The sequence below is a fragment of the Pseudooceanicola nanhaiensis DSM 18065 genome, from assembly GCF_000688295.1.
GTDB classification, from domain to species: domain Bacteria; phylum Pseudomonadota; class Alphaproteobacteria; order Rhodobacterales; family Rhodobacteraceae; genus Pseudooceanicola; species Pseudooceanicola nanhaiensis.
In genome coordinates this window covers 1-26164 of sequence record NZ_JHZF01000001.1, presented here as the reverse complement: position 1 = coordinate 26164, position 26164 = coordinate 1, and the positions used below count along the sequence as shown (strand labels likewise).

The following is a 26164-nucleotide window of genomic DNA, read 5'->3' as shown; positions in this document are numbered from 1 at the left end:
ACAGAAAAATATGACCGCATCGCGTGAAAATGGCCGAAGCACTGCGAGAATGCTTGATCGGACTGCACGGCTGATATATCAGAAAGGCGTCAAGAAACGAGGAGACAGGGCGCCGATGACTCACCGCTCCAACGTGAACTATGCCGTCCTCGAGGACCGGGCGAAGTTCATCCGCACCGAAACCGTCCGGCTGACGCGGATCGCCGGGGCGGGGCATTATTCCTCGACCTTCTCCTGCGCCGAGATCCTCGCGGCGCTCTATTACGCCCAGATGCGGATCGAGCCGTCGGACCCGAAATGGCCCGACCGCGACCGCTTCATCATGTCGAAGGGACACGCCGCCATCGGGCTCTACCCGGTGCTCGCCGATCTCGGCTATTTCGACCCGTCCGAGCTTGACACCTACACCCGGCTCGGGTCGAACTACGGCGACCATCCGGACATGAAGAAGGTCCGCGGGCTCGACTTCTCCTCCGGCTCGCTCGGCCACGGCCTGTCGGTCGGCGTCGGCATGGCGCTGGCGGGGCGGATGCAGGGCCGCGACTACCGCACCTACGTGATGCTGGGCGACGGCGAGATCTCGGAAGGCCAGATCTGGGAGGCGGTGATCTCGGCCGGGCATTTCCAGCTCGGCCACCTGGTGATCCTGCTCGACCGGAACGGCCTCAGCATCGACGGCCATACCGAGGACATCATGGGGATCGAGCCGGTGCACGACCGTTTCGCCGCCTTCGGCTGGGACGTGCAGCGCGTCGACGGCCACGACCTTCCCTCCGTCATGGGCGCCTTCGAGACCCTGCCCGAGGGCACCACCGGCAAGCCGCAGGCGATCGTCTTCGACACGGTGAAGGGCCGCGGCGTGAAGCGGATGGAGATGTCGCTCGACTGGCATGTCGGGAACCTCGTCGGCGAGGATTACGACGAGGTCATGGCCGAACTGGAAGCCGGGCTTCAGCCCTATGAACCGGAGCCCGCGGAATGAGCACCGAAATGCAGAACGAGGCGGAGATCTTCCGCGGCACGACCGAGGGCGCGACCCGGTTCAAGGACCACCGCTCGGTCCGGGGCACGCCCAGGGCGGGCATGCCGGCCTTCGTGCTGGGCGAGGAGCTGGCGGAGCTGGCGAAGACCGACGACCGGATCGTCGTCGCCACCGCCGACCTCGCCTCGGCCAACCGGACGAACGACTTCAAGGACGTCCACCCCGAGCGGTTCTTCGACTTCGGCATCGCCGAGAAGAACATGATCACCGCCGCCGCCGGCATGGCGGCCTGCGGCCTCGTCCCCTACGTCGCCACCTTCGCGAGCTTCGCCGCCATCCTGGGCGCCGAGCAGATCCGCACCGACTGCGCCTATCCGAAGATGCCGGTGCGGGTGATCGGGACGCATTCGGGCATGTCCATGGGCTTCTACGGCTCGTCTCACCACGCGCTCGAGGACCTCGGGATGCTGCGGGTGATGGCCGACCTGACGGTGATCTGCGCGACCGACGCGAACCACCTGCGCGCGGTGCTGCGCAAGTCGGTCGATCATCCGGGGGCGATGTACATCCGGCTCGGCCGGGGCCGCGACCCGGAGGTCTATGCCGAGGTGCCCGAGCTCGAGATCGGCAAGGCGATCCGCCTGCGCGAGGGCTCCGACCTGACCCTCGTCGCCACCGGCAGCCAGGTGCGGGCGTCGCTCGACGCGGCCGAGGCGCTGGCGGCGGACGGCGTCTCGGTCCGCGTGGTCGACATGCACACGATCAGCCCGCTCGACCGGGCCGAGATCGAATCGGCCGCCCGCGAAACCGGCGCGATCATGACGGTGGAAGAGCACAACATCACCGGCGGCCTCGGCAGCGCGGTGGCCGAGGTGCTGGTCGACCTGCCCCGCCTGCCCTTCCTCAAGCACGGCGTGCCCGACCGCTACGTCGAGGTCGGCCCCCCCGCCGCGCTCTACGACGCCTACCGGCTCGACGCGCCCGGCGTGACCGCCGTCGCGCGGGAGTTCCTGAAGGCCCGGGGCTGAAGCGTCTCGGGCTCTCGCCCGAGATAGCTGAATAATCTATGTTAAACTTCGGGCGGCGGCAGCCGCCCGGATGTCCGTGGTGCCGCGGCGTGAAGCCCGCCGCTTCTGGCGCGCATTCGCGTCACTTAACTCAATTTTCGGGCAGGTTTCGGATACCGGGCGAAAGTCTGGAAGTTTTCAGTTGCAGCATGAAATTTCCGTCTCTACGCTTCCTTTAACTAGAGATAATTCAGGGAAACGGCGATCGCCATGTGGAGCAATGCCAAGGACCGCGCCCTGCGCGACCGCGCAGCCCAGGTCATCCCGGGCGGGATGTACGGCCACCAGTCCACCGTCCTCATGCCCGAGGGCTTCCCGCAGTTCTTCACCCGCTCGGACGGCACCAGGATCACCGACGCCGATGGCAACACCTACATCGACTTCATGTGCGCCTACGGCCCGAACCTGCTGGGCTACCAGCACCCCCGGGTCATGGCCGCCATCGAACGCCAGCAGGCGCTGAGCGACACCTCCACCGGCCCCTCGCCGCTGATCGTGGACCTCGCCGAGGCGCTGGTCGGGATGATCTCCCACGCCGATTGGGCGATGTTCTGCAAGAACGGATCGGACGCCACGACCATGGCGCTGATGACGGCGCGGGCCTATCGCGGCAAGCGCAAGGTGCTGGTGGCGACCGGCGCCTATCACGGCTCGCTGCCTTGGAGCACGCCGCGCCCCGGCGGCGTGGTGGCCGAGGATCGCGCGCACCTGATCTATTACACCTACAACGACCCGCAGGCGCTGGCCGACGCGGTGAAGCAGGCGGGCGACGACCTCGCCGGGATCTTCGCCACGCCCTTCCGGCACGACACGTTCCACGACCAGACCCTGCCCGATGCCGAATACGCCCGCGCCGCGCGGCGGCTGGCCGACGAACACGACGCGCTGCTCGTCGTGGATGACGTCCGCGCCGGGTTCCGGATGTCCCGCGACTGCTCGTGGGAGACGATCGGCGTCCGCCCCGACCTCTCGGCCTGGGGCAAGGTGCTGGGCAACGGCCAGCCGATCTCGGCGCTGCTCGGCAACGACCGGGCGCGCGAGGCGGCGGCGAACATCTTCGTCACCGGCTCCTACTGGTTCTCCGCCGTGCCCATGGCCGCCGCGCTCGAGACGCTGCGGATCGTGCGCGAGACCGATTACCTCGAACACATGCAGATCATCGGAGAGCTCTTCCGTTCCGCCCTGACCGGACAGGCGACGGGCTACGGCTTCACGCTCCGCCACACCGGGCCCGAGACCCTGCCGATGGTGCTGTTCGAAGAGGACCCCGACTTCCGCCTCGGCTACGCCTTCTGCGCGGCGGCGATGAAGCGCGGCGTCTACCTCTCCCCCTACCACAACATGTTCATCAATGCGGCGATGACCGAAGCGGACATCGCCGAGACCCTCGAGGCGACAGGCGCCGCCTTCGAGGAGATCAAGCAGAACCGTGACACGCTCCAGCCATCGCAGGTCCTGATGGCCCTCATGGAGGCATAAGCGGTCTACAACCATGCGCCGACAGGGAACCCCGCAATGACCTACCACCCCCGAAAGGGCCTCGCGGCCCTCATGCTCGCCGGAAGCGCGCTGATCGCGCCGCCGGCCCTCGCGCAGGACAGCGACACGCTGGTGATCGCGCGCTCGATGGACGTGAACTCGCTCGATCCGAGCCGCGCCTTCTGCGACACCTGCCAGTTCTACCTGACGGCGGTCTACGAGACGCTCGTGACGCTTGCGCCGGACAACCAGTCGCTGGTGCCGAACCTCGCCGAAAGCTGGGAGGTCAACGAGGACTTCACCGAATTCACCTTCAAGCTGAAGGACGCGACCTTCGCCGACGGCTCTCCGGTCGAGGCCTCGGACGTGATCTGGACCTTCAACCGGCTGAAGAACGTGAAGGGCTCGCCCTCGTTCCTGATGGACGGGCTGACCTCGGCCGAAGCGGTGGACGCGAAGACGGTCAAATTCACCGTGGACGCGCCCAACTCGGAATTCCTGAACAAGGTCTCCGCCCCCTACACCGGCATCATCAACGCCGAGGTGGCCGAGGCGAACGGCGCCGTCTCGGACGACACGGCGGCCGAGGCCGACAAGGCGGAATCCTGGTTCCTCGCCAATTCCGCGGGCTCCGGCCCCTTCCAGCTGGCGAGCTATTCGCCCGAGGCCGAGCTGCGTCTGAGCCGCAACGAGTCCTACCACGGAGAGGCCCCGGCCTTCGCCGAGGTCGTCGTGACCCAGATCCAGGATGCCGTTAGCCAGGCGCAGGCGCTGGAGACCGGACAGGTCGACATCGCCATGCAGATCGACCCTGACACGGCGCAATCGATCCGCTCGCCCGAGGTGACGACCGAGGTGATCCCCTCCTACAACTTCGTCTACATCGGCTTCATCCCCGGCGCGAAGGGCATGGACGGCAAGCTGACCGCCGAGGTCCGCGACGCCCTCGCCTCGGCCATCGACTACGACGGGATGCTCGACTTCACCGTCGGCGGCAACGGCGAGAAGCAGGCCGCCCCGATCCCGAACGGCTTCCCGGGCACCGCGGGCCTGACCCCGCGCAGCCAGGATGTCGAGAAGGCCAAGCAGGTGCTGGCGGATGCCGGGCTCTCGGATCTGAAGCTGGTCGCGGGCTATCCGAACGACAACATCTACGGCGTCGACTTCAACATCATGATGCAGAAGGTCCAGCAGGACTTCGCCGCCATCGGGGTCGAGCTTGAGCTGAAGCCGCTGACCTGGGCCGTCTGGCGCGATGAGCTCGGCACCGGCGAATGGCCGGTGACGGCGATCTACTACGCGCCCGACTACTACGGCTCGGGCCAGTATGTCGCCTATTTCGGCATGATCGAGGGCTTCCCCTGGGTCGGCCGCGCGGGCGTCGGCAATGACGAACTGGTGGTGAACCCGGCCGAATCCGACCTCTACGCCCAGGCACTCGCCTCCGCCGGCGACGAGGCCGACGCGGCCTACCAGAAGCTCGGCGAAGAGATGATGAAGGATGCGATCATCATCCCGCTCGTCTCGCCGAACCTCGTGCTCGCCTACCGGAACGACATCGAGGGCGTACGCTACTCCGCCTGCTGCAACCTGCCGCTGGCCGAAATCTCGCGGAACTGAGGACGGATGCTCGCCTATATCGTCAGACGGCTGATCGCGATCCCGTTCCTGCTGCTTGGCGTGGCGAGCGTCTCCTTCGTCCTCGCGCAAATGACCAAGGGCGACCCGCTGGCCGCCCTTGTTCCCGAACGGATGATGTCGAACCCCGAGATCGTCAACGCGGTGAAGGCCGAATGGGGCCTCGATCAGCCGCTGCCCCTGCGCTACGTGACCTATATCGGCAACCTGCTGCAGGGCGATCTGGGGACCTCCTTCACCACCCGCCGCCCGGTGTCCACCGACATCGCCGAACGCCTGCCCGCGACGCTTGAGCTCGTCATCGCCGCTATGATCATCGGCACGGCGCTCGGCCTGTCGCTGGGGCTGCTCTCCGCCCGCTTCCGGGGCACGGCGACCGACGGGCTCGCGCGCGTCTTCGCGCTTATCGGATCCTCGCTGCCGATCTTCTGGTCGGGCCTGATCCTGCTCTACATCTTCTCGGTCCGCTTCAGCATCGTGCCCGGCACCGGGCGCCTGCCGCCGCGGGTCACGCCGCCACCCGACGTCACCGGCTTCTACACGATCGACGCGCTCATCGCCGGGGACCTGCCGCTCTTCACGCAGGCGCTGGCGCATCTCGCGCTGCCGGCCTTCGTGCTCGGCTGGGCCGTCACGGGGATCATCACCCGGATCGTCCGCTCGTCCCTGATCGAGGGGCTCAGCCAGGACTACGCCCGCACCGCCCGCGCCAAGGGCGCGCCCGAGCGCAGGGTCCTGATCGGCCACGCGCTGCCGAACGCGATGATCCCGCTGCTGACGATCCTCGGCTTCACCTTCGCCTATCTCATCACCGGCGCCGTCCTGACCGAGGCGATATTCGCCTGGCCCGGCATCGGCTCCTACGCCGTCCGCGCGGCCGCCTCGCTCGATTACCCGGCGATCGGGGGGGTGACCATCGTCGGCTCCGTCGCCTTCCTGCTGGCGAACCTGCTGACCGACATCGCCTATGCCTGGGCGAACCCCCGGATCAAGGTGCACTGACATGGCGATGACCTCTCCCGACACCGCCGGCCTCCCGCCCCGCCGCCGCTTCGCCGGCAGCCGCGACCTCTGGCGCCGCCTGCCCGTGACCGCCAAGATCGGCGCGCTGATGCTGCTCTTCTGGGTCCTCACCGTGCTGACCGTCAGCCTCTGGCCCCTCGCCGACCCGCTCGCCATGGTGGGCCGCCGCCTTCAGCCCCCGTCGGGGGAGCACTGGCTCGGCACCGACGCGCTCGGCCGCGACGTCTTTGCCCGGACGATGTACGGCGCGATCTGGTCGATCCCGATCGCCTTCGTCGTGGTGGCCTGCGCGGTCGTCATCGGCTCCACCCTCGGGGCGCTCGCGGGCTTCTTCGGCGGCTGGAACGACAGCATCATCATGCGGCTCGTCGACGTCACCGTCTCCTTCCCGCCGATCCTGCTCGCGATGGCGGTGGCCGCGGTGCTCGGGCCGGGGCTGGCCAACGCCTCGATCGCGATGGTCATCGTCTGGTGGCCGATCTACGCCCGCCTGATGCGCGCCCAGGTGCTGGAAAAGCGCGAGAACGAACATGTCGAGGCCGCCGTCGCGGGCGGCGCCGGGCGTCTCCGGGTCCTCGGCGTGCATATCCTGCCGCTCTGCTGGGCGCCCACGCTCATCAACGCCACGATGGATTTCGGCCAGGTCGTGCTGCTCGCCGCCTCGCTCAGCTTCATCGGCCTCGGCGCCACGCCCCCGTCGCCCGAATGGGGCTCGATGATCTCGGAAGGGGCGACGAAGTTCTACTCGTGGTGGATCGCCTTCGGCCCCGGCATGGCGATCCTGTCGGTGGTGCTGGCGACCTCGTTCCTGGGCGACGGCCTCCGCGACCTCTTCGACCGGAGGAGCGCATGACCGCCCCGCTTCTCGACATCCGCGACCTGCGCATCTCGTTCCAGGCCCGCGACGGACAATGGGCCGAGGCGCTCTGCGGCATCGACCTCTCGCTCGAGCCCGGCAAGGTGCTGGGCATCGTCGGGGAAAGCGGCTCGGGCAAATCCATCGCGATGATGGCCTTCCTCCAGCTCCTGCCCCGCGGCACCCGCGTCGAGGGCAGCGCGAAATTCCGCGGCGAAGAGCTGATCGGCATGGCCCCCGCCCGCATCCGCAAGATCCGCGGCAAGGCGATCGGCTGCATCTTCCAGGACCCGCTGTCGGCCTTCAACCCGGTGAAGACCCTGGGCCAGCAGGTGGTCGAGGCGATCCGCCTGCACGATCGCACGATCTCGAAACGCGACGCGCTGAAAGAGGCCGAGCGCCTGTTCGAGCTGGTCGCCATCCCGCAGCCCGCCCGCCGCGTCCGGCAATATCCGCACGAGTTCTCGGGCGGGATGCGGCAGCGGGCGATGATCGCCATGGCGCTCGCCAACAAGCCCGACCTGCTGATCGCGGACGAGCCGACCACCGCGCTCGACGTCACCGTGCAGGCCCAGATCCTCGACCTGCTGGGCGAGCTGCGCGAGGAGCTCGGGATCGGCATGGTGCTGATCACCCACGACCTCGGCGTGGTGGCCGGGATCGCCGACGAGATCGCGGTGATGTACGGCGGCAGCGTGGTCGAACGCGGCGCGACCGAACCCGTCTTCTACGAGACCGCCCATCCCTACACCGCCGGGCTGATCGGCGCCGTCCCGACGCTCGACGGCACCGGGGCGCTGCGCCAGATCGAGGGCACGCCGCCCTCGATCTTCTCGCGCCCGCCGGGCTGCGCCTTCCACCCCCGCTGCGGCCGCGCGGGCGCGCCCTGCCCGGTCGACACGCCGCGCCTTCTCGACCGGGGCGGCACCGCCTGCGCCTGCCACTTCCCGCTGACCGAAACGGCGGAGGCGGTGCGCCCCGCCCGCGTCCTCGACGGGGATCCCGCATGACCATGGCCCAGACCCAGACCCAGCCCGTGACGGCCCCCAGCGTCCTGTCGGTGCGCGACCTGACCAAGGAATTCCCGCTGCGCAGCGGCATCCTCGGGCGGGCGACCGGCGCGGTGCAGGCGGTTTCGGGCGTGAGCTTCGACATCCGACCCGGAGAGACCTTCGGCCTCGTCGGCGAATCGGGCTGCGGCAAGTCCACCCTCGGCCGTTCCATCCTGCGGCTGATCGAGCCGACCTCGGGCCAGGTCACGCTCGCGGGCCGGGACGTGACCGGGGCCGATGCGGCCGGGCTGCGTCAGCTGCGGCGCGACATGCAGATCGTGTTCCAGGACCCGATGGCCTCGCTCCATCCGCGGATGACGATCCGCCAGATCCTCGCCGAGGGTCTGCGCCTGGCCGCGCTCGACCGCCCGGCACTCGACGCCCGGATCCGCGAATTGATCGAGATGGTCCGCCTGCCTGCCGACACCGCAGACCGCTATCCGTTCGAACTCTCCGGCGGGCAGCGCCAGCGCATCGGGATCGCCCGCGCCCTGTCGCTCCGCCCGAAGCTCGTGGTGCTCGACGAACCGGTCTCGGCGCTCGACGTGTCGATCCAGGCGGGCGTGCTGAACCTCCTGGAAGAGCTGCAGGCCGAGCTCGGCTGCGCCTATCTCTTCATCGCCCACGACCTCGGCGTGGTGCGCCACATCTCGCACCGCGTGGCGGTGATGTACCTCGGCAAGATCGTCGAACAGGCGCCGGTGGACAGGCTCTTCTCGCGCCCGCTGCACCCCTATACGCGGTCGCTCCTCTCGGCGATCCCGCGCCCCGATCCGCGGGCCGAGCGCAGCCGCCGGCGCATCGTGCTGAAGGGCGACCTGCCGTCGCCGCTCGACCCGCCGCCGGGCTGCCGGTTCCACACCCGCTGCCCCGCCGCGACCGACATCTGCCGCCGCGTCGAACCGCCGCTCGAACCCAAGGACGGGGGCAGCGGCACCGTGGCCTGCCACCACCCCGGCGCGCAGATCTGAGCCCCCGGCCTCAGCCGTGGCCCAGCAGGGTCAGCACCACCGGGATCGTCAGCACCGCGGCGAGCGTCTGGAACGTCACCAGACCCGCCATCAGCGTGCCGTCCCCGCCCAGCTGACGGGTCAGCACATAGGCGGTCGGCGCCGTCGGCATGGCCGAGAACACCACCAGCACCAGCGCCGCCGGCCCCTCGAGCCCGAAGAGCAGCGCCACCCCGGCCGCGAGGACCGGCATCGCCAGCAGCCGGAGCGCGCCGTTCCCGGCCAGCGTCACGATGTCCTGCCGCAGGGCCCTGGGCTGCAGCGCCGCGCCGACGCAGAGCAGGCCGAGCGGCAGGCTCCCCTGCCCCACGAGCGACAGGAACCGTCCCGTGCCCCATGGCAGCCCGATGCCGCTCAGCGCCAGCGCCATCCCGGCGAGGCAGGCGAGGATCAGCGGATTGCGCAGCACCGTCCGCACCAGCCCGCCGATCCCCGCGTTCCCGCCGGTCAGCGCCATGATCGAGAGCACGTTCACCAGCGGCACCGCAACGGCAAGGTAGACCGCCGCCCGCTCGACCCCGGTGCTGCCCGCAAGGCTCGTGGTGATGGCAAGCCCCAGGTAGGTGTTGAACCGGATCAGCCCCTGCAGCGCCGGGCCGAACCGCGCCGCCGGGGTGCCGCGCGCCCGCCGGGCCAGCGCCAGCAGCGCCGAGGCCACGAGGATCGTCACGATCGCCGCCCCGCCAAGCCGCAGGATCTCGGGATCGCGCAGCGGCGCGTCGGCCAGGCTCGACACCAGGAGCGCCGGGAAGAGGATGAAGTAGTTGATCCGCTCCGCCGCCGGCCAGAAGCCCGCGTCCGGAAAGCCCCTGCGCGCGAGCAGGAAGCCCAGGCAGATCAGCGCGAAGAGCGGCCAGATGGTGAAGAACAGCACGCGTTACCCCGGCGCCCGCCCGGCGAGCATGTCGAAGAAGGCCGCCGCGAAATGATCCAGCGGGGCCGCGTCGCGCTCGAGCTTGGCGCGCAGCACCGCGCCCTCCCAGCCCAGCCAGAACACCTGCGCCAGCCGGGCGCAATCGGCGTCCGGGGCGATCTCGCCCGCCTCCCGCGCGGCTGTCAGGCAGGCGGCGGTGCGCGCCTCCCAGCCCTCGAAGACCTCGACCAGCCGGGCGCGGAACGGCTCGGGCAGCGCGCCGACCTCCTGGCCCAGGTTGCCGGCCAGACAGCCCCGGGTGAAGGCGTGCCGCGCCATGCCCGCCCGCGCGTCCGCGACGAAGCCCCGCAGCCGGTCCAGCGGCGCAAGGGCCGCGTCCCCGAACCAGCGGTCGAGCTTGGCGGTGAAATAGCCGTCGTAGCTGTCGATCAGCGCCAGCCCGAACTCGGTTTTCGACCCGAAGTAGTGGTAGAACGACCCCTTCGGCACGCCGACGGCGCCCAGCACCTCCTCCAGACCGACGGCACCGAACCCGCGTTCCGTCAGCCGCGCCACCCCCGCGCGCAACAACCGCTCGCGCGAGGCCGCCATCTGCCCCGCCGCGCGCGGCGGACGGCCGCGGCGCCGCGGAGCCGTGTCCGGCGCGGGTCCGCTCACTCCCGCGCCATGCTGTAGAACTCGGCGTTCGGGCGCATCGAGGTCACGTTGGCCATCCGGTTCGACAGGCCGAAGAAGGCGGCGATCCCGGCAATGTCCCAGATGTCCTCCTGGTCGAAGCCTTCGGCCTTCAGCGCATCGAAATCCGCCTCGCCCACCTCCTGCGCCGCCTGCGAGACCTTCACGGCGAAATCCAGCATCGCCTTCTGACGCGGCGTGATGTCCGCCTTGCGGTAGTTGATCGCCACCTGGTCCGCGATCAGCGGATCCTTGGCCCGGATCCGCAGGATCGCGCCATGGGCGATCACGCAATACTGGCACTGGTTCAGGTTCGAGGTCGCCACCACGATCATCTCGCGCTCGGCCTTGGTCAGGTTGCCGGGCTTGTCCATCAGCGCGTCATGATAGGCGAAGAAGGCGCGGAACTCGTCCGGACGATGCGCCAGCACGAGGAAGACGTTCGGGATGAAGCCCGACTTTTCCTGCACCGCCTCGATCCGGGTGCGGATGTCCTCGGGCATGTCGGCCAGGTCGGGGACGGGAAAGCGGCTGATCGGCTGCTCGGCTGCACTCATGGGATCTTCCTCCTTGGGGGCCGGGATTAATAGACCGGCTGTCTCGGAATGAATGACCCGACGCGGCGGCAAGTGCAACCCGCCACGTCCGGCCCTTGTCCGGCGGAGGTGCCGGGGACGCTGACGCGCCGATGGCGCAGAACCGGCTAACGATGGCTCACGATCTTGACTAACGATGCCTCACGACTTATGTTTATTCCGATACAGGAGGCAGGATCATGGCCCAACTCGGTTTCACCCAGGCCCTCGGCCGTCAGCGCGCCGCGCGGCTGCGTCGTGACGTGCAGGTGATCGACCGCGCGCTTGGCGATGCGGAGCTGTCGTCCCTGGCGGAAACGGCCCTGCATCTCGCTGCGGAAATCCTCGAGCGGGCGGGCGGGGCCGAGGCGCCTGCCCCCCTGTCCCCGGATGAAACCGACACCTTGGCGCGGTTCGGCATCGACACGTCCGACCCGATGCCGGCCGAGGCGCTGTTGCGCAGCCGTCCCGCGATCCAGGGCATGGGGCTGCATGCCGAACTCATCGCCTCCGCCGTGCCGATCGCCGAAGCGGCGGCCCGGCTGGGTGTCGACCCGAGCCGCCTCCGCCAGCGCATCCGGGAAGGCACGCTCCTCGCCCTCCGCCGCCCGCATGGCCGCGGCTGGCTGATCCCCGCCTTCCAGCTGACCCCCGAGGGCGAACTGCCGCATCTCGCCGCCCTGCTCGGCGCCGCGCAGCGCCACCTTTCCGTTCTCGCCGCCGCGCGGGCCTTCACGCTGCCGGATGACGACCTCGGGGGCGTCTCTCCGCGGGACTGGCTGATCTCCGGGGGCGATCCCGCGCCCGTGGAGCGGATCGTCGCAGCTCTCTGACCCCGACCGATGGCCGAGACCCTGCCCCCCTCGCCCGGTGCCGCGGCGCTGGTCGCGATCCCGCCGCAGCTGCATGTGTTGCCGGCGGGCGCGCCTCTCCTCCGCATCTGGTTCACCACCTCTCCGCACCCGGCGGGGTTCGCGCGGTTCCGCACCTTCGGCCCGACCGCCTCGCGTTTCGATCATCACCTGCCCGGACCGGGCGCCCTGCCCGCCGAGAGCGACCGCGGGATCCTCTACGCGGTCGAGGAACATCCCCTCGCCTTCACCACGGCCCTCGCCGAGGTCTTCCAGCACCAGCGCCTGATCGACCTGCGCCACGAGAGCCCCGCGGTCAGCGTCTTCCGCACCACCCGCGCCCTGACGCTGCTCGACCTGACCGGCCACTGGACGACCCGCGCCGGCGCCTCGGCCGCGCTCGCCTCGGGCCCGCGCGACATCGCCCGCGGCTGGAGCCGGGATTTCCACGCCGCCTACCCCGCCATCGACGGGCTGCGCTACCGCTCCTCGATGTCGGGCGGCAGCGGCATCGCGCTGGCGCTCTACGAGCGCGCGGAGGATGCGATGCCCGACACCGCGCTGACCACGCAGCCGCTTGCCCATCCCGAGATGCGGCGCAGCCTCGCCGAGGCGGCAGAGCGGCTCGGATACGCCCTCGTCCCCTGACTTGCCACTTGGCAAGACCGTGGAAAACCACGCGCCATCAATGGTTTGTCAGATCGGATTGCTTTCGGCGTAGCGCCGGAAGAAGGCAAGGAAGGCGCGGTCCGGATCGGCGGGCGGCTCTTTCCCGGCCGCCCAGCTCCGCCATTCGCCTTCGACGAAATAGATGTCATAGCCCGGGTAGCGCAGCCGCGCCGTCTCGTAGGTCTGCGTCTTCAGCGCCGCCCCGCTCCGGTCGAGCCATGCCGGCCGCGCCTTGAGCGGCCGCGCCTCGGGCGCCAGTTCCTCGGCCCGGCCCTCGGCCCGCGCCTTGCGGCCCGGCGAGGCGAATTGCAGCGCCCTCTCGGCCTTGTCCGTCGCCTCGCCGTCCTTGCGCCACCAGCGCAGCTCCACATGGGTCACGCTGCGCCCGGTCTTGATCGGCTGGATCTCGACCACGTAATCCGACAGGGCCGAGACCTCCGCGACCGCCGGATCGATCGCCCGCAGCCGCAGGTTCGACCACGAGGTGAGCTTGCCCTTGGGCACGCCCAGCACCCCGCGCAGGGCATCGAGGGTGAACTTCTCGGAGGACCGCCAGCGCAGGTTTCCCCGCTTCTGCACCATCTCGTAGAGGGTCAGCGCGTATTTCGAGCTGAGCGCGAACATCACCTCGCGCTGAAGCCGGGCGAAAACGGTCGAGTTCGAGATGATCTTCCGCAGCCGCGGCGGGATCTCGTATTCGAACAGCCCGTCCGCCCGCGACATCTCGAGGTTGCCACCCAGAAGCTGCACACGCTCCACGGCGGGCTTGCCGTCCCAGACCGCCTCCACCTTCACGATGGCCGACATCAGCCGCTCGATCGACTCGCCGATGCGGTCGTTGGAATTGTGCGAGCCCCGGAGGTCGGCCTTGGCGATGACATGCAGGACCGGCTTGTCGATCGCCTCCCAGGCGTTCTCGAGCAGCTGGTTGTAGATGCGCCGGTCGGTCAGCGTCAGCGGCGTGACCTCGATCAGGTCCACCAGCTCGCCGGGCTTCACCAGGGAGTCGCGACTCGGCCGCGCGTCCATGGTACGATATCTTGTGGTCGGCTTGGCCATGACTGCTCGGGCCCATTACCTGCTTTTCTTACATTTGTATCGCGAGGCATGTAAGCTGACAAGCCCGGAGGTGAAATGGCCCGCACCCGAAATGTAAGCTCATGAGACGGCGCGCGACCCATGAGCGAATCGCAGGGCCCTGCTTTTCAAGGGCTTTCCGACTCGCCCGATTCGACCTTCGGGAGCCGTCCCGAAATGTAAGTTCTGCGCCCTCCGGAATGTAAGCCCAGACCTCCCCATCCGTAAGGCCAGCCCACCCGGAAGGTAAGCGAACCCATCCCGGAATGTAGTCTGAACCGGGCCGAAACGCCTGCCAGCAAGGGACGCGGAGACCCTGAACAGATGAATCCTAGAATCCAGAAGCAGAGTGGTTTTGTATATTTGGATTCGGCGTTTTTCGGCACCAGGACCGCCGGTTTCGCCCCTGGTCGTCCGATCGGCAACATTTCGGGAGCAGCGCCCTGCGAAGACGACCTGCCTTCCGCACCCCGGACCGCTTCCGCTCAACTTCCGCATTCCGAGGCTTCGGCACCTCACTATCGGATTTTCGGCCACCACCCCTGAAACTTCGCACTTGAGGCAGGACGGCCCACGCGGCATGCTGAGACACAATAACCAGAATGATATGAGGATGGCAGTGGTGCAGGATTATCCGGTGACACTGGAGGAGATCGACGCGCTCGCGCGGCGGGCGGACACGGTGATCCAGCGGCTGCGGGACCGGGTGTTCTCGCCCGGCACGCAGAAGACGCTCGGCCTGCGGTTCAGCGTCAAGAACGCCTCCGACATGGTAGGACGGACCGAGAAGGCGATCCGCGATGCCGAAGCGGACGGCCGCCTGCCGGAGCCCGAGAAGGACCCGGCGACGGGGCGGCGGACGGGCTATCGGCTCGAGGACGTGAACCGCATGCGCGAGGTCTTCGGAACCCTGCCGCGGCGGGGGCCTGAGGATCCCGCGACGGTGCTGGCCGTGCAGAACTTCAAGGGCGGTGTCGGAAAGTCGACGGTGCTGGTCCATCTCGCGCAATATCTCGCGCTGCAGGGCTACCGTGTCTGCGTGATCGATTGCGACAGCCAGGGCTCCACGACCTCGATCTTCGGGCTGAACCCGGACGTGGATGTCGACGAGGACGAGGACACGCTCTACCCGTTCTTCCGCCATGGCGGGCCGGCCTCGCTGCATTATGCGCTCCGGGCGACCTACTGGCCGGGCGTCGCGCTGATCCCCGCGAACCTAGGGCTCTATGACGCGGAATACGAGTTCGCGGCGCGGATGCTGCGCGAGCAGAGCTTCGTGCTGGACCGCCTTCGCCAAGGCATAGAGACGATTTCCGACCAGTTCGACGTGATCCTGCTGGACCCGCCGCCGGCGCTCGGGATGATCTCGCTCTCGGTGCTGCGGGCGGCGAATGCGCTCCTGATCCCGGCGCCGCCGAACAACATCGACTTCGGGTCGACCGCGCATTTCCTGAAGATGATGGGCGCCACCCTGAACGAGCTGGCCGAGCATGGCGGCGCGCGGGGTTATCACTTCGTCAAGATCCTCGCGACCAAGATGAACGACCAGAAGAGCGCGCACCAGGCGATCAAGCGGGTGATGGAGGCGGTGTTCCCGATGGACATGATGCAGAGCGTCCTCAAGGATTCGGCCGAGATCGACAATGCGACCGCCAACCTGATGAGCGTCTACGAGATCACCGGCCCGGCCACCCGGACCGACACGCACAAGCGCTGCCGCGTCTATCTCGACGCGATCGGGCGCGAGGTCGAAACCCTGATCCGCAAGACATGGCCCAGCCATCACGCGGCGCTGAGGAAGGAGGGCATCCTGTGAGCAAACGTCACGATGCAGTATTCGACGACGTCCTGAAGGATTTGGGGGAAGAGGCGCAACCCCGCGACCGGGGCGGCGCGCGGTTCCTGAAGCGGTCGAACACGATGGCCGAGCAGGCCGGGGGCCAGCGGCAGGAAAAGGTGCTCCGCCTGGTCGATCCCGCCACCTGCGTGATGTGGGAGCGGCACAACCGCGCCTACGAATTGCTGACCGAGGAGAATTGCCGCGACCTGATCGACGGCATCCTCAGCCAGGGCCAGCAGGAGTTTCCGGCCATCGTCCGCCGGCTCCGGCCCGCCCATTCCGGCGACGGCCCGGAGTTCGAGGTGATCTGCGGGGCGCGCCGGCATTTCGCGATCTCGTGGCTCAGGGCGAACAATTATCCGAAATTCCAGTACCTCGTGGAAGAGCGCGAACTGACCGACGAGGAGGCCTTCCGCCTTGCCGATATCGAGAACCGCGACCGCGAGGATATTTCGGATTACGAGCGGGCCTGCGACTACGCCAAGGCGCTCGGGCATTATTACGACGGGCGGCAATCCGTGATGGCCGAGCGGCTGAAGGTGCAGGAACAATGGCTGTCCCGCTTCCTCGACATGGCGAAGCTCGAGCCGCGGGTCGTCGCCGCGTTTCCGTCGCTGCATGCGGTGAAGGAGCTGCATTCGCGGACGCTCAAACCGCTGATGAAGACCGACGCGGGGCGCGCGGCGATCCTGGCCGAGGCCGATGTGATCGCGGCCGAGCAGGCGAAGGCGCGGGACGGGCAGGGGGCGCCGGTGCCCGCGGCGAAGGTCGTCGCCCGGCTCAAGACGGTTGCGCAGCCGCCGAAGACGCGCGCCGCCGTCGACAAGGTGTACCGGCGTCATCCGGAAGAACGCGGGGTGCAGATGCGCCGCAAGGGCTCGCGGGTTCAGCTGGAGTTCGAGAAGGACGTCCCGGACGCGGCACTGCGCCGGGCGCTCGAGGACTTCCTGAAGGACAGGAGCGCCGGCAAGAGCTAGTTGCCAATTGGCAAGAGATGGAAAAACATATATATTACAGGTGCTTGCGAATGCGAGGCCCGGCATGGCAAGCGGCGGCGGGGCAGCGGCACGGAACGGCACCGACGCCTTTGCGCCGATGCATGCCGTCACGGAAGGGGCGCGGCTTGCGCCCGGCCCGGAACTCGTCCATTGCCCGCCTCATTGACCCCGGGCCGACGAATCCGTCGCGGAGGAATGCGGCCCGGACCGCGTGAGGGACGCGCCGTCCTCGCCCCGGGGCGAGGGCGGGTGTCCGGTGACCTGGGCGAGCCCGAGGCGGGACCTAGACGGGCGGATCCCAGCGGTCGCGCCGAGACGGAAGACGTGAAGATGAAACGCATGCACCTCCGCCCCCGGCTTCCCGACTGGCTGCGCGAGATGGGTCCGGGCGATCTGCGCGCCGATCTGATGGCGGGGCTGACCAATGCCGCGGTGGTGCTGCCGCAGGGCATCGCCTTTGCCATCATCGCGGGGCTGCCGCCGGAATACGGGCTTTACACCTCGATGATCTCGGCGGCGGTCGCGGCGCTTCTGGGTTCGTCCATGGTGATGGTCTCGGGCGCGACGACGGCGCTCTCGGCGCTGCTCTTCTCGACGATCTCGAACCTCGCGCCGCTCGGCTCGGCGACCTATATCAACTTCGTGCTCGTCACGACGATCCTCGTGGGGGTCTTCCAGCTGGCCGCGGGTGTCACCCGGCTGGGGCGGCTGGTGAGCTTCGTGTCGCATTCGGTGCTCGTGGGCTTCACCGCGGTGGCGGCGATCCTGATCGGGATCAGCCAGATCTCGGGCGCCGCCGGGATCGAGGTGACGCCCGGCGGCACGGTGGTCGAACGGCTGTTCCGGGTGGGCGAGAACATCGGCGCCTACAACCCGGCGGCGCTGTCGATCGCCGCGGTGACGCTGGCGGTGCTGATCCTCTTCGCGAGATTCGCGCCCCGGGCGCCGGGCTTCATCATCGCGCTCTGCGCGGGCACCGGCTTTGCCTGGGCGATCGGCGGGCCCGCGCAGGGCGTGGCGATGATCCCGCCGCTCTCGGCCCCGCTGCCGGAATTCACGCTGCCCGATTTCTCCTTCGCCAACATCTCGCTCCTGGCGCCGGGGGCGGCGGCCATCGCGCTGCTCGGCCTGCTCGAGGCGATCACGATCGGCCGCTCCTTCGCCTTCCGGCGGGGCGAGGGGTTCGACCCGAACCGCGAGATCATGGGGCAGGGCACCTCGAACCTGATCGGCGGGCTCTTCCAGTGCTATGCGAGCTCGGGGTCCTTCACCCGCAGCGGCGTGAACTTCGAGGCGGGCGCGCGGACGCCGCTCGCCGCGGTGATCGCAAGCGCGGTGATGGGGCTTCTGCTGGTCTTCTTCTCGCCGGCGATCACCTACATCCCCTATCCGGCGATTGCGGGGCTGATCCTCTACGTCTCGTGGCGGCTGATCCAGTTCTCCGAGATCAAGCACATCCTCGAGAGCAGCCCCTCGGAATCCGTGGTGCTGGGCATGACCGTGGGCGCGGGGCTGATGATCTCGCTCGAAAGCTCGGTCTATGCGGGGGTGATCGCCAGCTTCGCGGGCTTCCTGTGGCAATCGGCGCGGCCCGAGGTGGTGGTGACGGTGCCGACCACGATGGAGAACGGGCGGCGCAAGTTCCGCAACGCCCGCGCGCACGGGCTGCCGGAATGTCCGCAGCTGGTGACGCTGCGGCTGGACGGGCCGCTCTATTTCGGCTCGGTCGAGCATGTCGAGGCGGCGATCCGGCGGATCGAGGCGGCGCGGCGGCATCACCCGCATGTCATCATGGTGCTGAAGGGCGGCGGCAGCATCGACCTGGCCGGGGCTGACATGCTGATCCGCGAGATCCGGCAGGCCCATGCGCGGGGGCGGCAGTACCTGATCGTCGCGCTCTATCCGCCGCTGATCCGGGCGCTCTATCGCTATCACGTCATCGACGAGCTGGGCGAGGACAAGCTGCACGTGTCGAAGGGCGACGCGGTCGAGGCGGCGATGGCCGGGATGGTGCCCGAGATCTGCGCCACCTGCCGGACCCGGGTCTTCGCCGAATGCGACCGGATGCCGGCCCCGCCCGAGGAGGTGGTGGTCGAGGTGCCCTCGGGACGCAGGGCGCCGGCGCCGTTCTAGGCTCTAACCCGGGCGATCCAGCATCCAGGCGATGCCGCGGGCGAGGCTTTCGTCGGTGTCCTGCGGGAGCTTGCCGTCGGGCTGCGAGGCGCGCATCGCCGTCATGCCGCGGCCAAGCGCCCAGACCGCGACGGCGCAATCGGCGCGGGTGCCCTCGGGTAGGCGCGCGTCGGCGGTGACAGATTCGAGATAGACCGCGAAGGCCTCCTGCTCGGCCGCCCGGAGATCCGCGTGACGCGACATCAGGCGCGTGTCGAACATCAGCGCGAATAGCGCGCCGCGGTCGGCCGCGAAGCTGAGATAGGCGCGCGCGGTGCGCCGCATCGGGCCGGTGGCGATGTCTTCGCGCGCCCGGGCCTGCAGCAGGTCGCCGCGCAGCTCGGCAAAGCCGCGCAAGGCGAGCCGGAGCAGCAGCGCCTCCTTGTTCTCGAAATGCGAATAGATCGTGGCCAGCCCGATGTCCGCCCGCGCGGCGAGGCAGCGGAGCGAGAAATCGTCGGTCCCGGTTTCCTCGAGCAGGTCGCCCGCCGCGGCGAGGATGCGGGACCGGACGCTGCCGATTCCGATGTCGCTGGCCAGTCCTGCCTCCGGTCGCGCGCGCGGGCCGTCTTTCATGCGGTGCCGTCCCTGAAACGGGCCCGACCGCACGCGGCTCCTCCACCGGCGGTCCGGCCTCCTCCTGCCGGAGAGACTAGAGCGGATCGGGTGCTGCGCAAACGCTCAGTGCTGGCTTTCAGGTAGATGGACGGTGATCCCGCTCAGGCCCGGGCCCACCGAGATCTGGCAGCCGAGGCGGGAATTGTCGGTCACGCTGTCGGCGAATTCGAGCATCGCGCGCTCCATGTCGGACTGCGGGTCGAGCCGGGCCAGCCAGGCGTCGGGCACCTGGACATGGCAGGTGGCGCAGGCGCAGGAGCCGCCGCAATCGCCGTCGATCCCGGGGATGGCGTTCTGCACCGCGCCCTGCATGACGCTCGTGCCCTCGGCCACGTCGACCTCGTGCCGGTCGCCCTGGGCGGTGATGTAGATGATGCTGGGCATGGGCTCTCCTCCTCTTTCCGGCAAGCAGGGAAGGGGGTCGAACGCTGTTCGGGAACCTTTTCTTTGCGCCGGGCGAGAAAGCTTGCCGAACGCTGTTCGGCCGCCTCTGCTGGGATCCTGACCGAAGCTCAGGGAGGGAGCGACGTGAAAGATCTTCTCGATCCGGACATGGAGCGCGCACGCGCCGAGGCGGCGGCGGCGCCGCTCGACAACCTGAACGTGGCGGTGCGGGAGCGATTCGCCACCGACACGATGTGGCCGTGGTTCGAACGGCTCAGGGCCGAGGACCCGGTCCACTGGTGCGACACGGGCGATTTCATCCCGCACTGGTCGATCAGCCGCTACAAGGACATCATGGCGGTGGACAGCGATTTCCGGACGTTCTCGAGCGCCGAGGGCATCACGCTGCAGACGCCCGAGAGCCTGGACTTCGCGCAGAACCGGCGGAAGTCGAAGAACAGCTTCATCGCGATGGACCCGCCCGAGCACGACGTGCAGCGCAAGGCGGTGAGCCCGGCGGTCGCGCCGCCGAACCTGAAGCGGCTGGAGCCGATCCTGCGGGAGCGCGCGGTCGAGCTGCTCGAGAGCCTGCCGATCGGCGAGGAATTCGACTGGGTCGACCGGGTGTCGAAGGAATTCGTGTCGATGACGCTGGCGACGCTGTTCGATTTCCCGTTCGAGGACCGGCGGATGCTGACCTATTGGTCCGACATCTTCACCAACGTGCCGGGCCACGGGCCGGTGACGAGCTGGGACCAGAAGCTGGAAGAGACCAACAGGTGCTTCGACGCCTTCACCGGGCTCTGGAACCAGCGGGTGAACTCGGCCGAGCCGGGCTTCGACCTGGTGTCGATGCTGGCCAACAATCCGGCGACCCGGCACATGGACCAGGCGGAATTCCACGGCAACGTGACGCTGCTGGTGATCGGCGGGAACGACACGACGCGGAACACGCTTTCGGGGTCGGTCTACGCGCTGCACAAGAACCCCGACCAGTTCGAGAAGCTGCGCGCGAACCCGGCGCTCATCCCCTCGATGGTGTCCGAGACGATCCGCTGGCAGACGCCCCTGGCGCACATGGCCCGGGTCGCGACGCGCGATGTCGAGATGCACGGCAGGACCATCCGGAAAGGCGACTGGGTGGTGATGTGGTATGTCTCGGGCAACCGCGATACCGACCATTTCGAGGATCCGGACGCCTATGTCATCGACCGCCCCAACGTGCGCAACCATGTCAGCTTCGGCTTCGGCATCCACCGCTGCGTGGGCAACCGGCTGGCCGAGCTGCAGCTGCGCATCCTCTGGGAGGAGATGCTGCAGCGCTTCCCCCGGATCGAGGTGGTCGGAGAGCCCGAGCGCACCTTCTCGTGCTTCGTGAAGGGCTACGAGACCCTTCCGGTGGTGATTCCCGGAAGGCTGTGACCGGCGCGGGCCGCGGAGGAGGAGCCGCGGCCCGCCGCCTTTCCGGGGTCCGGAAGGGCCCTGTCAACGCGGAGGAGACCATGAAGACCATTGCCACGGCGGCGGTTGCCGCCACCCTGTGCCTGTCCGCCCTGCCGGCGCGGGCGATCGAGCTGACCTACGGCTCCTACACCTCGCCCACGCATACGACCAACCGGCTGGGCATCTTCCCCACGATGGAGCGGATCGAGGCGGATTCGAACGGCGAGATCACCTTCGAGCCCTTCACCGGCGGTGCCATGGGCGGGCCGAAGGAGCTGCTCGGCAACGTCTCGAACAGCGTGCTGGACAGCGCCTCGGTGGTCGACATCTACGTGAAGTCCTCGCTGCCCGTCTCGGCGATGATCTCGTCGATGATGGCGATCGGCGGCGATCACCGGGTGATGGCGGGCGCGATGAACGAGATGCAGCTGCTGAACTGTCCCGCCTGCGAGGAAGAGCGCGCGGCGAACAACGTGGTGGGTCTTTCGTGGTCCGCGATCTCTCCGGTCCACATCATCTGCCGCCAGGAGGCGGGCGATCTGGCCGGGCTTCAGGCGCGCAAGATCATGGCGCCCTCGGGGCTGGGGCCGCTGGTGCAGGCGATCGGGATGACGCCGGTGTCGATCACCACCGCCGAGATGTACGAGGCGCTGAACCGCGGGCAGCTCGATTGTGCCGTCGGCTCGCGCGCCTGGCTCGACACCTACAACCTCAAGGACGTGGCGGCAGAGGTGATGACCGTGCCGCTCGGATCCTATTTCGGGGTGATGAACTGGACCATCAACCGCGATGTCTGGGACGCGTTGAGCCCCGGGCAGCAGCAGGCCTTCAAGGGCAACATGGCGCAGAACATCGGCGACATCGTCTGGGCCTACGAGGCCGACGACGAGGCGGCGATCAAGGCCTTCGAGGAGAACGGCGGCAAGGTCGTCGACCCGGGGCAGGCGTTCGTCGACGCCTGGGCCGAGCAGCAGGAGGCGACGGTCGCCCTGACCATCGAGAAGGGGCAGGCCGACGGGATCGAGGATGCCGAGGCCATCGTGACCACCTTCCTCGGGCTGGTCGACAAGTGGACCGGGATCGTGGCGGATGCCGAGGGGTCCAAGGAGGCCTATATCAAGGCGCTTCAGACCGAGGTTTTCGACAAGATCTGACCGGGCGCGTCCGGTGCCCGCCGGGGGCGCCGGGCCGTCAGCCGGTGGCCTCCCCGGCCACGGCGAGGAAGGCGCTGACAAGCGCCCCCCTGCGGCGTTCGCGCAGGCAGATCAGCGCCTCTTCCATCACCATGCCCGCCTCGTCCTCGAGCGGGATGCGCACCAGCCGCGTGTCCTCGCCGAACTCGGCCGCCGAGACGAAGCCGACCCCGGCGCCCGAGGCCACGATCTCGCGCACCGCCTCGCGCCCCTCGGCGACGATGGCCGGTGAGAGCGCGACGCCCGCCGCCTCGGCCGCCTGTTCGAGCTTCATGCGGGTCTTCGAGCCGCGTTCGCGCAGCACCAGCGGGACCGTCTCCAGCTCGGCGAAGCGGATCACCGCGCGGGTGGCGAGCGGGTGCGTCTTCGCGACGAAGGCCGAGATCGGGGTGGCGTTCAGCAGGAGCGTCGTGAAGTCGCGCGAGGCGGGCACCTCGCCGATGACGCCGATGTCGGCGCGGTAGCTGTAGAGGCTCTCGATCACCTCGGCGCTGTTGCCCGCGCCGATCTCGATCGCGACGCCGGGATAGCGGTCGCGGAACCGCGCGAGGATGGCGATCAGGTGAAGCGGGCTGTCGGCCATGATGCGCAACCGCCCCGCCCGCAGCGTTCGGGTCTCGGACAGGAGCTGGCGGGCCTGATCCTCGCTGTCGAACAGGCGCCGGGTGATCGCGAGAAGCGCTTCGCCCTCGGGGGTCAGGCGCACCTGCCGCTTGTGGCGGTTGAAGAGAAGGACGTCGTAGTCTTCCTCGAGCTTGCGGACCTGGTCCGAGATGGCGGGCTGGGTCAGCAGCAGCTCTTCTGCAGCGCGGGAGAAGCCGCCGCAGATCGCGACGTGGTGGAAGGCGCGCAGCTGGACGTAGCGCATGGTGGTCCTTTCGGCGGGTCGCGCCACGTATAAGTGAAATCGTTGGAAGCATCTAGATTAACGATTTTACGGATTGCCGCGTGACGTGGGACATGGGGACAGGCCCCGATGGAGTTCCCGATGTCCGACCAAGCGCTGCCCGCTCCCGAGATGGGCGAACCCTATCTTCTGACACCCGGCCCGCTCACCACCGCCTTCAGCACCAGGCAGGCCATGCTGCGGGACTGGGGGTCCTGGGACGGGGATTTCCGGGCGATGACCCGGATGCTCTGCGACCAGCTGGTCGCGATGGCGGGGGACCGGGAGGGGGCCTTCGCCTGCGTGCCGATGCAGGGCTCGGGCAGCTTCGCGGTCGAGGCGATGCTGGGCAGTTTCGTGCCGCGCGACGGCAAGGTGCTGGTGCTGGCGAACGGGGCCTACGGGCTGCGCGCCGCCGAGACGATGCGCTATCTCGGCCGGGCGCACACGGTGATCGACAAGGGCGATTACATGCCGCCGCGCGGGGACGAGGTGGGCGCGGCGCTCGATGCCGATCCGGAGATCACGCATGTGTTCGTCGTGCAATGCGAGACCTCGTCGGGGATCCTGAACCCGGTCGCCGAGATCTCGGAGGCGGTTTATGCCCGGGGCCGGAAGCTGCTGGTCGACAGCATGAGCGCCTTCGGGGCGCTGGAGCTCGACGTCAGCAGGATCCGCTACGAGGCGATGGTCTCCTCGGCCAACAAATGCATCGAGGGCGTGCCGGGCTTCGGCTTCGTCATCGCCCGGACGGAGGCGCTGGAGGCGGCGCAGGGCAACAGCCATTCGCTGGCGCTTGACGTCCATGCCCAGTGGGCGGCGATGCAGAAGACCGGGCAATGGCGTTACACCCCGCCGACCCACGTGGTCGCCGCGTTTCTCGAGGCGTTGCGCCTGCATGCGGCGGAGGGCGGCGTCGCCGGGCGGGGCGCGCGCTACACCCGGAACCGCGACGTAATGGTCGCGGGGATGCGGGCGCTCGGCTTCGAGACGCTGCTGAAGGACCGCTGGCTGTCGCCGATCATAGTGACCTTCTTCTGCCCGGCCGATCCGAATTTCGACTTCCCGCGCTTCTACGCCGCGATGAAGGCGCGTGGCTTCATCATCTATCCGGGCAAGCTGACGGTCGTGGACTCGTTCCGCATCGGCTGCATCGGCCAGCTCGACGAACACGTCATGCGCCGCGTCGTCTCCGCCGCCGGAGAGGCGCTGGCCGAGATGGGCGTCGACAGTGCCGCGCCCCCGGATGCCGCCATCGCCGAGCGCGCCAGGCTCGCCGCTTGATCCGCCGCCCGATCCAATGCCGCCGAAAGGACCCGAGATGAAAGACACCGAGCACAGCGACGTCACCGTGAACGGCCGCGATTACCCCTGGCCCAAGGTGCCGGCGATCGCGATCTGCCTCGACGGCTGCGAACCGGCCTACCTGGATGCGGCGATTGCCGCGGGGCTGATGCCGACGCTGAAGCGGATCCGCGAGACCGGGACCGACCGGCTGGCCCATTCGGTGATCCCGTCCTTCACCAACCCGAACAACCTTTCGATTGCCACGGGCCGGCCGCCGGCGGTGCACGGGATCTGCGGCAACTACCTCTACGAGCCCGAGACCGGCGAGGAGGTGATGATGAACGACGTCCGCTTCCTGCGCGCGCCGACAATCTTCGGGGCGTTCTACGAGGCGGGGGCCCGGGTCGCCATCGTGACGGCGAAGGACAAGCTGCGGGCGCTTCTGGGCGCCGGGCTGCGGTTCGACGAGGACCGGGCGAGGTGCTTCTCGGCGGAGAGATCGGCCAGTTCCACCGCGGCGGAGCACGGGCAGGAGAAGGCCTCGGACTGGCTCGGGCTGCCGCAGCCCGAGGTCTATTCGGCGGATCTGTCGGAATTCGTCTTCGCCGCCGGCGTGAAGCTCCTGAAGGAATGGCAGCCCGACGTGATGTACCTGACGACGACCGATTACGTGCAGCACAAATACGCGCCCGAGCAGCCGGAGGCGCAGGACTTCTACCGCATGTTCGACACCTATCTCACCGAATTGGACGCGCTCGGCGCGGCCATCGTGGTGACGGCCGACCACGGGATGAAGCCCAAGCATAACGCGGACGGCTCGCCGAAGGTGGTCTACGTGCAGGACCTGCTGGATCTTTGGCTGGGCGAGGCCGCCGCGCGGGTGATCCTGCCGATCACCGACCCCTACGTGGTGCACCACGGGGCGCTCGGCTCCTTCGCGACCGCCTACCTGCCCGAGGGCGCGGACCGGGCGGAGATCATCGCGCGGCTGGAAGCGGTCGAGGGGATCATGGTCGTGGTCGACAAGGAGGAGGCGATCCGACGGTTCGAGCTGCCCGGCGACCGGATCGGGGACGTCGTGATGATCTCGACCGAGACCATGACCATCGGCACGTCGGAGGACCGCCATGACCTCGCCGCGCTGAACGAGCCGCTCAGGAGCCACGGCGGGCTGACCGAGCAGGAGGTGCCCTTCATCGTCAACCGGGTGATGCCGGATCTGCCGTCCGCGCCCGAGCTGCGCAATTTCGACGCCTTCCGCTATGCCTGCATGGCGGCGGCGCAGTGATGGACAAGCGCGTGACGCGGCCCCCGATCGCCATGCGGCACGAGGCGATGCGGATCGCCGGCCGCAAGGTCGACACGGTGGACCGGGTGCCGGTGGAATATCCCTATACCGGCGAGGTCATCGGCACGGTCCCCGCCGGGACCGCGGAACATGTGCGCGAGGCCTTCTCCATCGCGAAGGGCTACACCCCGACCCTCACCCGTTACGAGCGCCAGCAGATCCTGCTG

At 68.7% G+C, this 26164-nt stretch carries 24 protein-coding genes and 1 pseudogene; 18 read left to right on the top strand and 7 right to left on the bottom strand.

The annotated features are described in order from the left end of the window. The first annotated feature begins 115 nt into the window (after positions 1–115). The 8 genes from Q344_RS0100125 to Q344_RS26270 all read left to right on the top strand — a co-directional run bounded on the left by Q344_RS0100125 (position 116) and on the right by Q344_RS26270 (position 9068). Complete coding sequence (locus Q344_RS0100125; protein WP_028284867.1) at positions 116–982, top strand: transketolase; 867 nt, start codon at positions 116–118, stop codon at positions 980–982. Beyond that, on the top strand, positions 979–2010 hold the full coding sequence (locus Q344_RS22685; protein ID WP_036538023.1) for a transketolase family protein: 1032 nt from the start codon (positions 979–981) through the stop codon (positions 2008–2010). Before Q344_RS0100125 ends, Q344_RS22685 begins: the two co-directional genes overlap by 4 nt. 249 nt (positions 2011–2259) lie before the next feature. After that, positions 2260–3528 (top strand): aminotransferase class III-fold pyridoxal phosphate-dependent enzyme, encoded by a 1269-nt coding sequence (locus Q344_RS0100115; protein ID WP_028284866.1) that lies wholly within the window; start codon positions 2260–2262, stop codon positions 3526–3528. Positions 3529–3564: 36 nt separating this feature from the next. After that, positions 3565–5148, top strand: coding sequence for an ABC transporter substrate-binding protein (locus tag Q344_RS25935; protein ID WP_028284865.1), 1584 nt, complete (start codon positions 3565–3567; stop codon positions 5146–5148). A gap of 6 nt (positions 5149–5154) precedes the next feature. Then, on the top strand, positions 5155–6168 hold the full coding sequence (locus tag Q344_RS25930) for an ABC transporter permease (RefSeq protein WP_028284864.1): 1014 nt from the start codon (positions 5155–5157) through the stop codon (positions 6166–6168). Between the two features lies 1 nt (position 6169). After that, positions 6170–7042, top strand: a complete 873-nt coding sequence (locus Q344_RS22680) for an ABC transporter permease (RefSeq protein ID WP_169739162.1) — start codon at positions 6170–6172, stop codon at positions 7040–7042. Further along, positions 7039–8055: an ABC transporter ATP-binding protein gene (locus tag Q344_RS26275; protein WP_084178233.1), complete on the top strand. Its 1017-nt coding sequence runs from the start codon at positions 7039–7041 to the stop codon at positions 8053–8055. Before Q344_RS22680 ends, Q344_RS26275 begins: the two co-directional genes overlap by 4 nt. Next, positions 8052–9068 (top strand): ABC transporter ATP-binding protein, encoded by a 1017-nt coding sequence (locus tag Q344_RS26270; RefSeq protein ID WP_169739161.1) that lies wholly within the window; start codon positions 8052–8054, stop codon positions 9066–9068. Before Q344_RS26275 ends, Q344_RS26270 begins: the two co-directional genes overlap by 4 nt. Positions 9069–9078: 10 nt before the next feature. Here the strand turns inward: Q344_RS26270 and Q344_RS0100085 are convergent, their stop codons facing one another. From Q344_RS0100085 to Q344_RS0100075, 3 genes are read right to left on the bottom strand one after another with little or no spacing between them, the layout of a single operon-like run. Next, positions 9079–9981, bottom strand: a complete 903-nt coding sequence (locus Q344_RS0100085) for an AEC family transporter (protein ID WP_028284862.1) — start codon at positions 9979–9981, stop codon at positions 9079–9081. Positions 9982–9984: 3 nt separating this feature from the next. Next, the gene (gene acuR, locus Q344_RS0100080; protein ID WP_028284861.1) at positions 9985–10638 is read right to left on the bottom strand and encodes an acrylate utilization transcriptional regulator AcuR; all 654 of its coding nucleotides are present in this window, start codon (positions 10636–10638) and stop codon (positions 9985–9987) included. Beyond that, a complete protein-coding gene (locus tag Q344_RS0100075) occupies positions 10635–11213 on the bottom strand; it encodes a peroxidase-related enzyme (RefSeq protein WP_028284860.1) in 579 nt (192 codons plus the stop codon). Before Q344_RS0100075 ends, acuR begins: the two co-directional genes overlap by 4 nt. A gap of 218 nt (positions 11214–11431) precedes the next feature. On the opposite strand from Q344_RS0100075, the gene Q344_RS24955 reads away from it, so the two are divergent. Then, on the top strand, positions 11432–12064 hold the full coding sequence (locus Q344_RS24955) for a MerR family transcriptional regulator (protein WP_051630159.1): 633 nt from the start codon (positions 11432–11434) through the stop codon (positions 12062–12064). A gap of 9 nt (positions 12065–12073) precedes the next feature. After that, entirely contained in the window at positions 12074–12730 is a 657-nt protein-coding gene (locus Q344_RS0100065; protein WP_028284859.1) for an RES family NAD+ phosphorylase, read from the top strand. Positions 12731–12778: 48 nt separating this feature from the next. On the opposite strand, the gene Q344_RS0100060 is transcribed toward Q344_RS0100065, so the two are convergent. Continuing rightward, positions 12779–13780: a replication initiation protein gene (locus tag Q344_RS0100060; RefSeq protein ID WP_229669276.1), complete on the bottom strand. Its 1002-nt coding sequence runs from the start codon at positions 13778–13780 to the stop codon at positions 12779–12781. A 661-nt stretch (positions 13781–14441) separates the two neighbouring features. Here Q344_RS0100060 and Q344_RS0100055 point away from each other — a divergent pair. The 3 genes from Q344_RS0100055 (at position 14442) to Q344_RS22665 (ending at position 18799) form a co-directional block, all read left to right on the top strand. Continuing rightward, complete coding sequence (locus tag Q344_RS0100055; protein WP_028284857.1) at positions 14442–15644, top strand: AAA family ATPase; 1203 nt, start codon at positions 14442–14444, stop codon at positions 15642–15644. Beyond that, complete coding sequence (locus tag Q344_RS0100050; protein ID WP_028284856.1) at positions 15641–16645, top strand: ParB/RepB/Spo0J family partition protein; 1005 nt, start codon at positions 15641–15643, stop codon at positions 16643–16645. The genes Q344_RS0100055 and Q344_RS0100050 overlap by 4 nt, the downstream gene beginning before the upstream one ends. Before the next feature lie 351 nt (positions 16646–16996). Then, entirely contained in the window at positions 16997–18799 is a 1803-nt protein-coding gene (locus Q344_RS22665; RefSeq protein ID WP_084178231.1) for a SulP family inorganic anion transporter, read from the top strand. Between the two features lie 3 nt (positions 18800–18802). Here the strand turns inward: Q344_RS22665 and Q344_RS0100040 are convergent, their stop codons facing one another. Further along, positions 18803–19414 (bottom strand): TetR/AcrR family transcriptional regulator, encoded by a 612-nt coding sequence (locus Q344_RS0100040; protein WP_028284855.1) that lies wholly within the window; start codon positions 19412–19414, stop codon positions 18803–18805. 105 nt (positions 19415–19519) lie between these two features. Next, positions 19520–19840, bottom strand: coding sequence for a 2Fe-2S iron-sulfur cluster-binding protein (locus Q344_RS0100035; RefSeq protein WP_028284854.1), 321 nt, complete (start codon positions 19838–19840; stop codon positions 19520–19522). A 144-nt stretch (positions 19841–19984) separates the two neighbouring features. Here Q344_RS0100035 and Q344_RS0100030 point away from each other — a divergent pair, with 144 nt between their 5' ends. Further along, positions 19985–21262: a cytochrome P450 gene (locus tag Q344_RS0100030; RefSeq protein WP_028284853.1), complete on the top strand. Its 1278-nt coding sequence runs from the start codon at positions 19985–19987 to the stop codon at positions 21260–21262. An 80-nt stretch (positions 21263–21342) separates the two neighbouring features. Next, complete coding sequence (locus tag Q344_RS0100025; protein WP_028284852.1) at positions 21343–22437, top strand: C4-dicarboxylate TRAP transporter substrate-binding protein; 1095 nt, start codon at positions 21343–21345, stop codon at positions 22435–22437. A 37-nt stretch (positions 22438–22474) separates the two neighbouring features. On the opposite strand, the gene Q344_RS0100020 is transcribed toward Q344_RS0100025, so the two are convergent. Beyond that, positions 22475–23344, bottom strand: a complete 870-nt coding sequence (locus Q344_RS0100020) for a LysR substrate-binding domain-containing protein (protein WP_028284851.1) — start codon at positions 23342–23344, stop codon at positions 22475–22477. A gap of 120 nt (positions 23345–23464) precedes the next feature. Between Q344_RS0100020 and Q344_RS0100015 the strand changes: the two genes are divergently transcribed. The 3 genes and pseudogenes from Q344_RS0100015 to Q344_RS22660 form a co-directional block, all read left to right on the top strand. Further along, positions 23465–24646, top strand: coding sequence for a 2-aminoethylphosphonate--pyruvate transaminase (locus Q344_RS0100015; RefSeq protein ID WP_028284850.1), 1182 nt, complete (start codon positions 23465–23467; stop codon positions 24644–24646). 37 nt (positions 24647–24683) lie between these two features. Continuing rightward, the gene (phnA, locus tag Q344_RS0100010) at positions 24684–25937 is read left to right on the top strand and encodes a phosphonoacetate hydrolase (protein WP_028284849.1); all 1254 of its coding nucleotides are present in this window, start codon (positions 24684–24686) and stop codon (positions 25935–25937) included. Next, positions 25937–26164 (top strand): annotated as a pseudogene (locus Q344_RS22660) (hypothetical protein); the annotation flags it as partial. The gene phnA and the pseudogene Q344_RS22660, both read left to right, overlap by 1 nt.

Excerpts from the sequence above, each read along its gene's own strand:
- Q344_RS0100055 (WP_028284857.1), top strand. The coding sequence starts at position 14,442 with ATGGCAGTGGTGCAGGATTATCCGGTGACACTGGAGGAGATCGACGCG.
- Q344_RS0100125 (WP_028284867.1), top strand. The coding sequence starts at position 116 with ATGACTCACCGCTCCAACGTGAACTATGCCGTCCTCGAGGACCGGGCG.
- Q344_RS26270 (WP_169739161.1), top strand. The coding sequence starts at position 8,052 with ATGACCATGGCCCAGACCCAGACCCAGCCCGTGACGGCCCCCAGCGTC.
- Q344_RS0100060 (WP_229669276.1), bottom strand. The coding sequence starts at position 13,780 with ATGGACGCGCGGCCGAGTCGCGACTCCCTGGTGAAGCCCGGCGAGCTG.
- Q344_RS0100075 (WP_028284860.1), bottom strand. The coding sequence starts at position 11,213 with ATGAGTGCAGCCGAGCAGCCGATCAGCCGCTTTCCCGTCCCCGACCTG.
- Q344_RS26275 (WP_084178233.1), top strand. The coding sequence starts at position 7,039 with ATGACCGCCCCGCTTCTCGACATCCGCGACCTGCGCATCTCGTTCCAG.
- Q344_RS25935 (WP_028284865.1), top strand. The coding sequence starts at position 3,565 with ATGACCTACCACCCCCGAAAGGGCCTCGCGGCCCTCATGCTCGCCGGA.
- phnA (WP_028284849.1), top strand. The coding sequence starts at position 24,684 with ATGAAAGACACCGAGCACAGCGACGTCACCGTGAACGGCCGCGATTAC.
- Q344_RS0100015 (WP_028284850.1), top strand. The coding sequence starts at position 23,465 with ATGTCCGACCAAGCGCTGCCCGCTCCCGAGATGGGCGAACCCTATCTT.
- Q344_RS0100020 (WP_028284851.1), bottom strand. The coding sequence starts at position 23,344 with ATGCGCTACGTCCAGCTGCGCGCCTTCCACCACGTCGCGATCTGCGGC.
- Q344_RS24955 (WP_051630159.1), top strand. The coding sequence starts at position 11,432 with ATGGCCCAACTCGGTTTCACCCAGGCCCTCGGCCGTCAGCGCGCCGCG.
- Q344_RS0100040 (WP_028284855.1), bottom strand. The coding sequence starts at position 19,414 with ATGAAAGACGGCCCGCGCGCGCGACCGGAGGCAGGACTGGCCAGCGAC.
- Q344_RS22685 (WP_036538023.1), top strand. The coding sequence starts at position 979 with ATGAGCACCGAAATGCAGAACGAGGCGGAGATCTTCCGCGGCACGACC.
- Q344_RS0100025 (WP_028284852.1), top strand. The coding sequence starts at position 21,343 with ATGAAGACCATTGCCACGGCGGCGGTTGCCGCCACCCTGTGCCTGTCC.
- Q344_RS25930 (WP_028284864.1), top strand. The coding sequence starts at position 5,155 with ATGCTCGCCTATATCGTCAGACGGCTGATCGCGATCCCGTTCCTGCTG.
- Q344_RS0100115 (WP_028284866.1), top strand. The coding sequence starts at position 2,260 with ATGTGGAGCAATGCCAAGGACCGCGCCCTGCGCGACCGCGCAGCCCAG.
- Q344_RS0100065 (WP_028284859.1), top strand. The coding sequence starts at position 12,074 with ATGGCCGAGACCCTGCCCCCCTCGCCCGGTGCCGCGGCGCTGGTCGCG.
- Q344_RS22665 (WP_084178231.1), top strand. The coding sequence starts at position 16,997 with ATGAAACGCATGCACCTCCGCCCCCGGCTTCCCGACTGGCTGCGCGAG.
- Q344_RS0100035 (WP_028284854.1), bottom strand. The coding sequence starts at position 19,840 with ATGCCCAGCATCATCTACATCACCGCCCAGGGCGACCGGCACGAGGTC.
- Q344_RS22680 (WP_169739162.1), top strand. The coding sequence starts at position 6,170 with ATGGCGATGACCTCTCCCGACACCGCCGGCCTCCCGCCCCGCCGCCGC.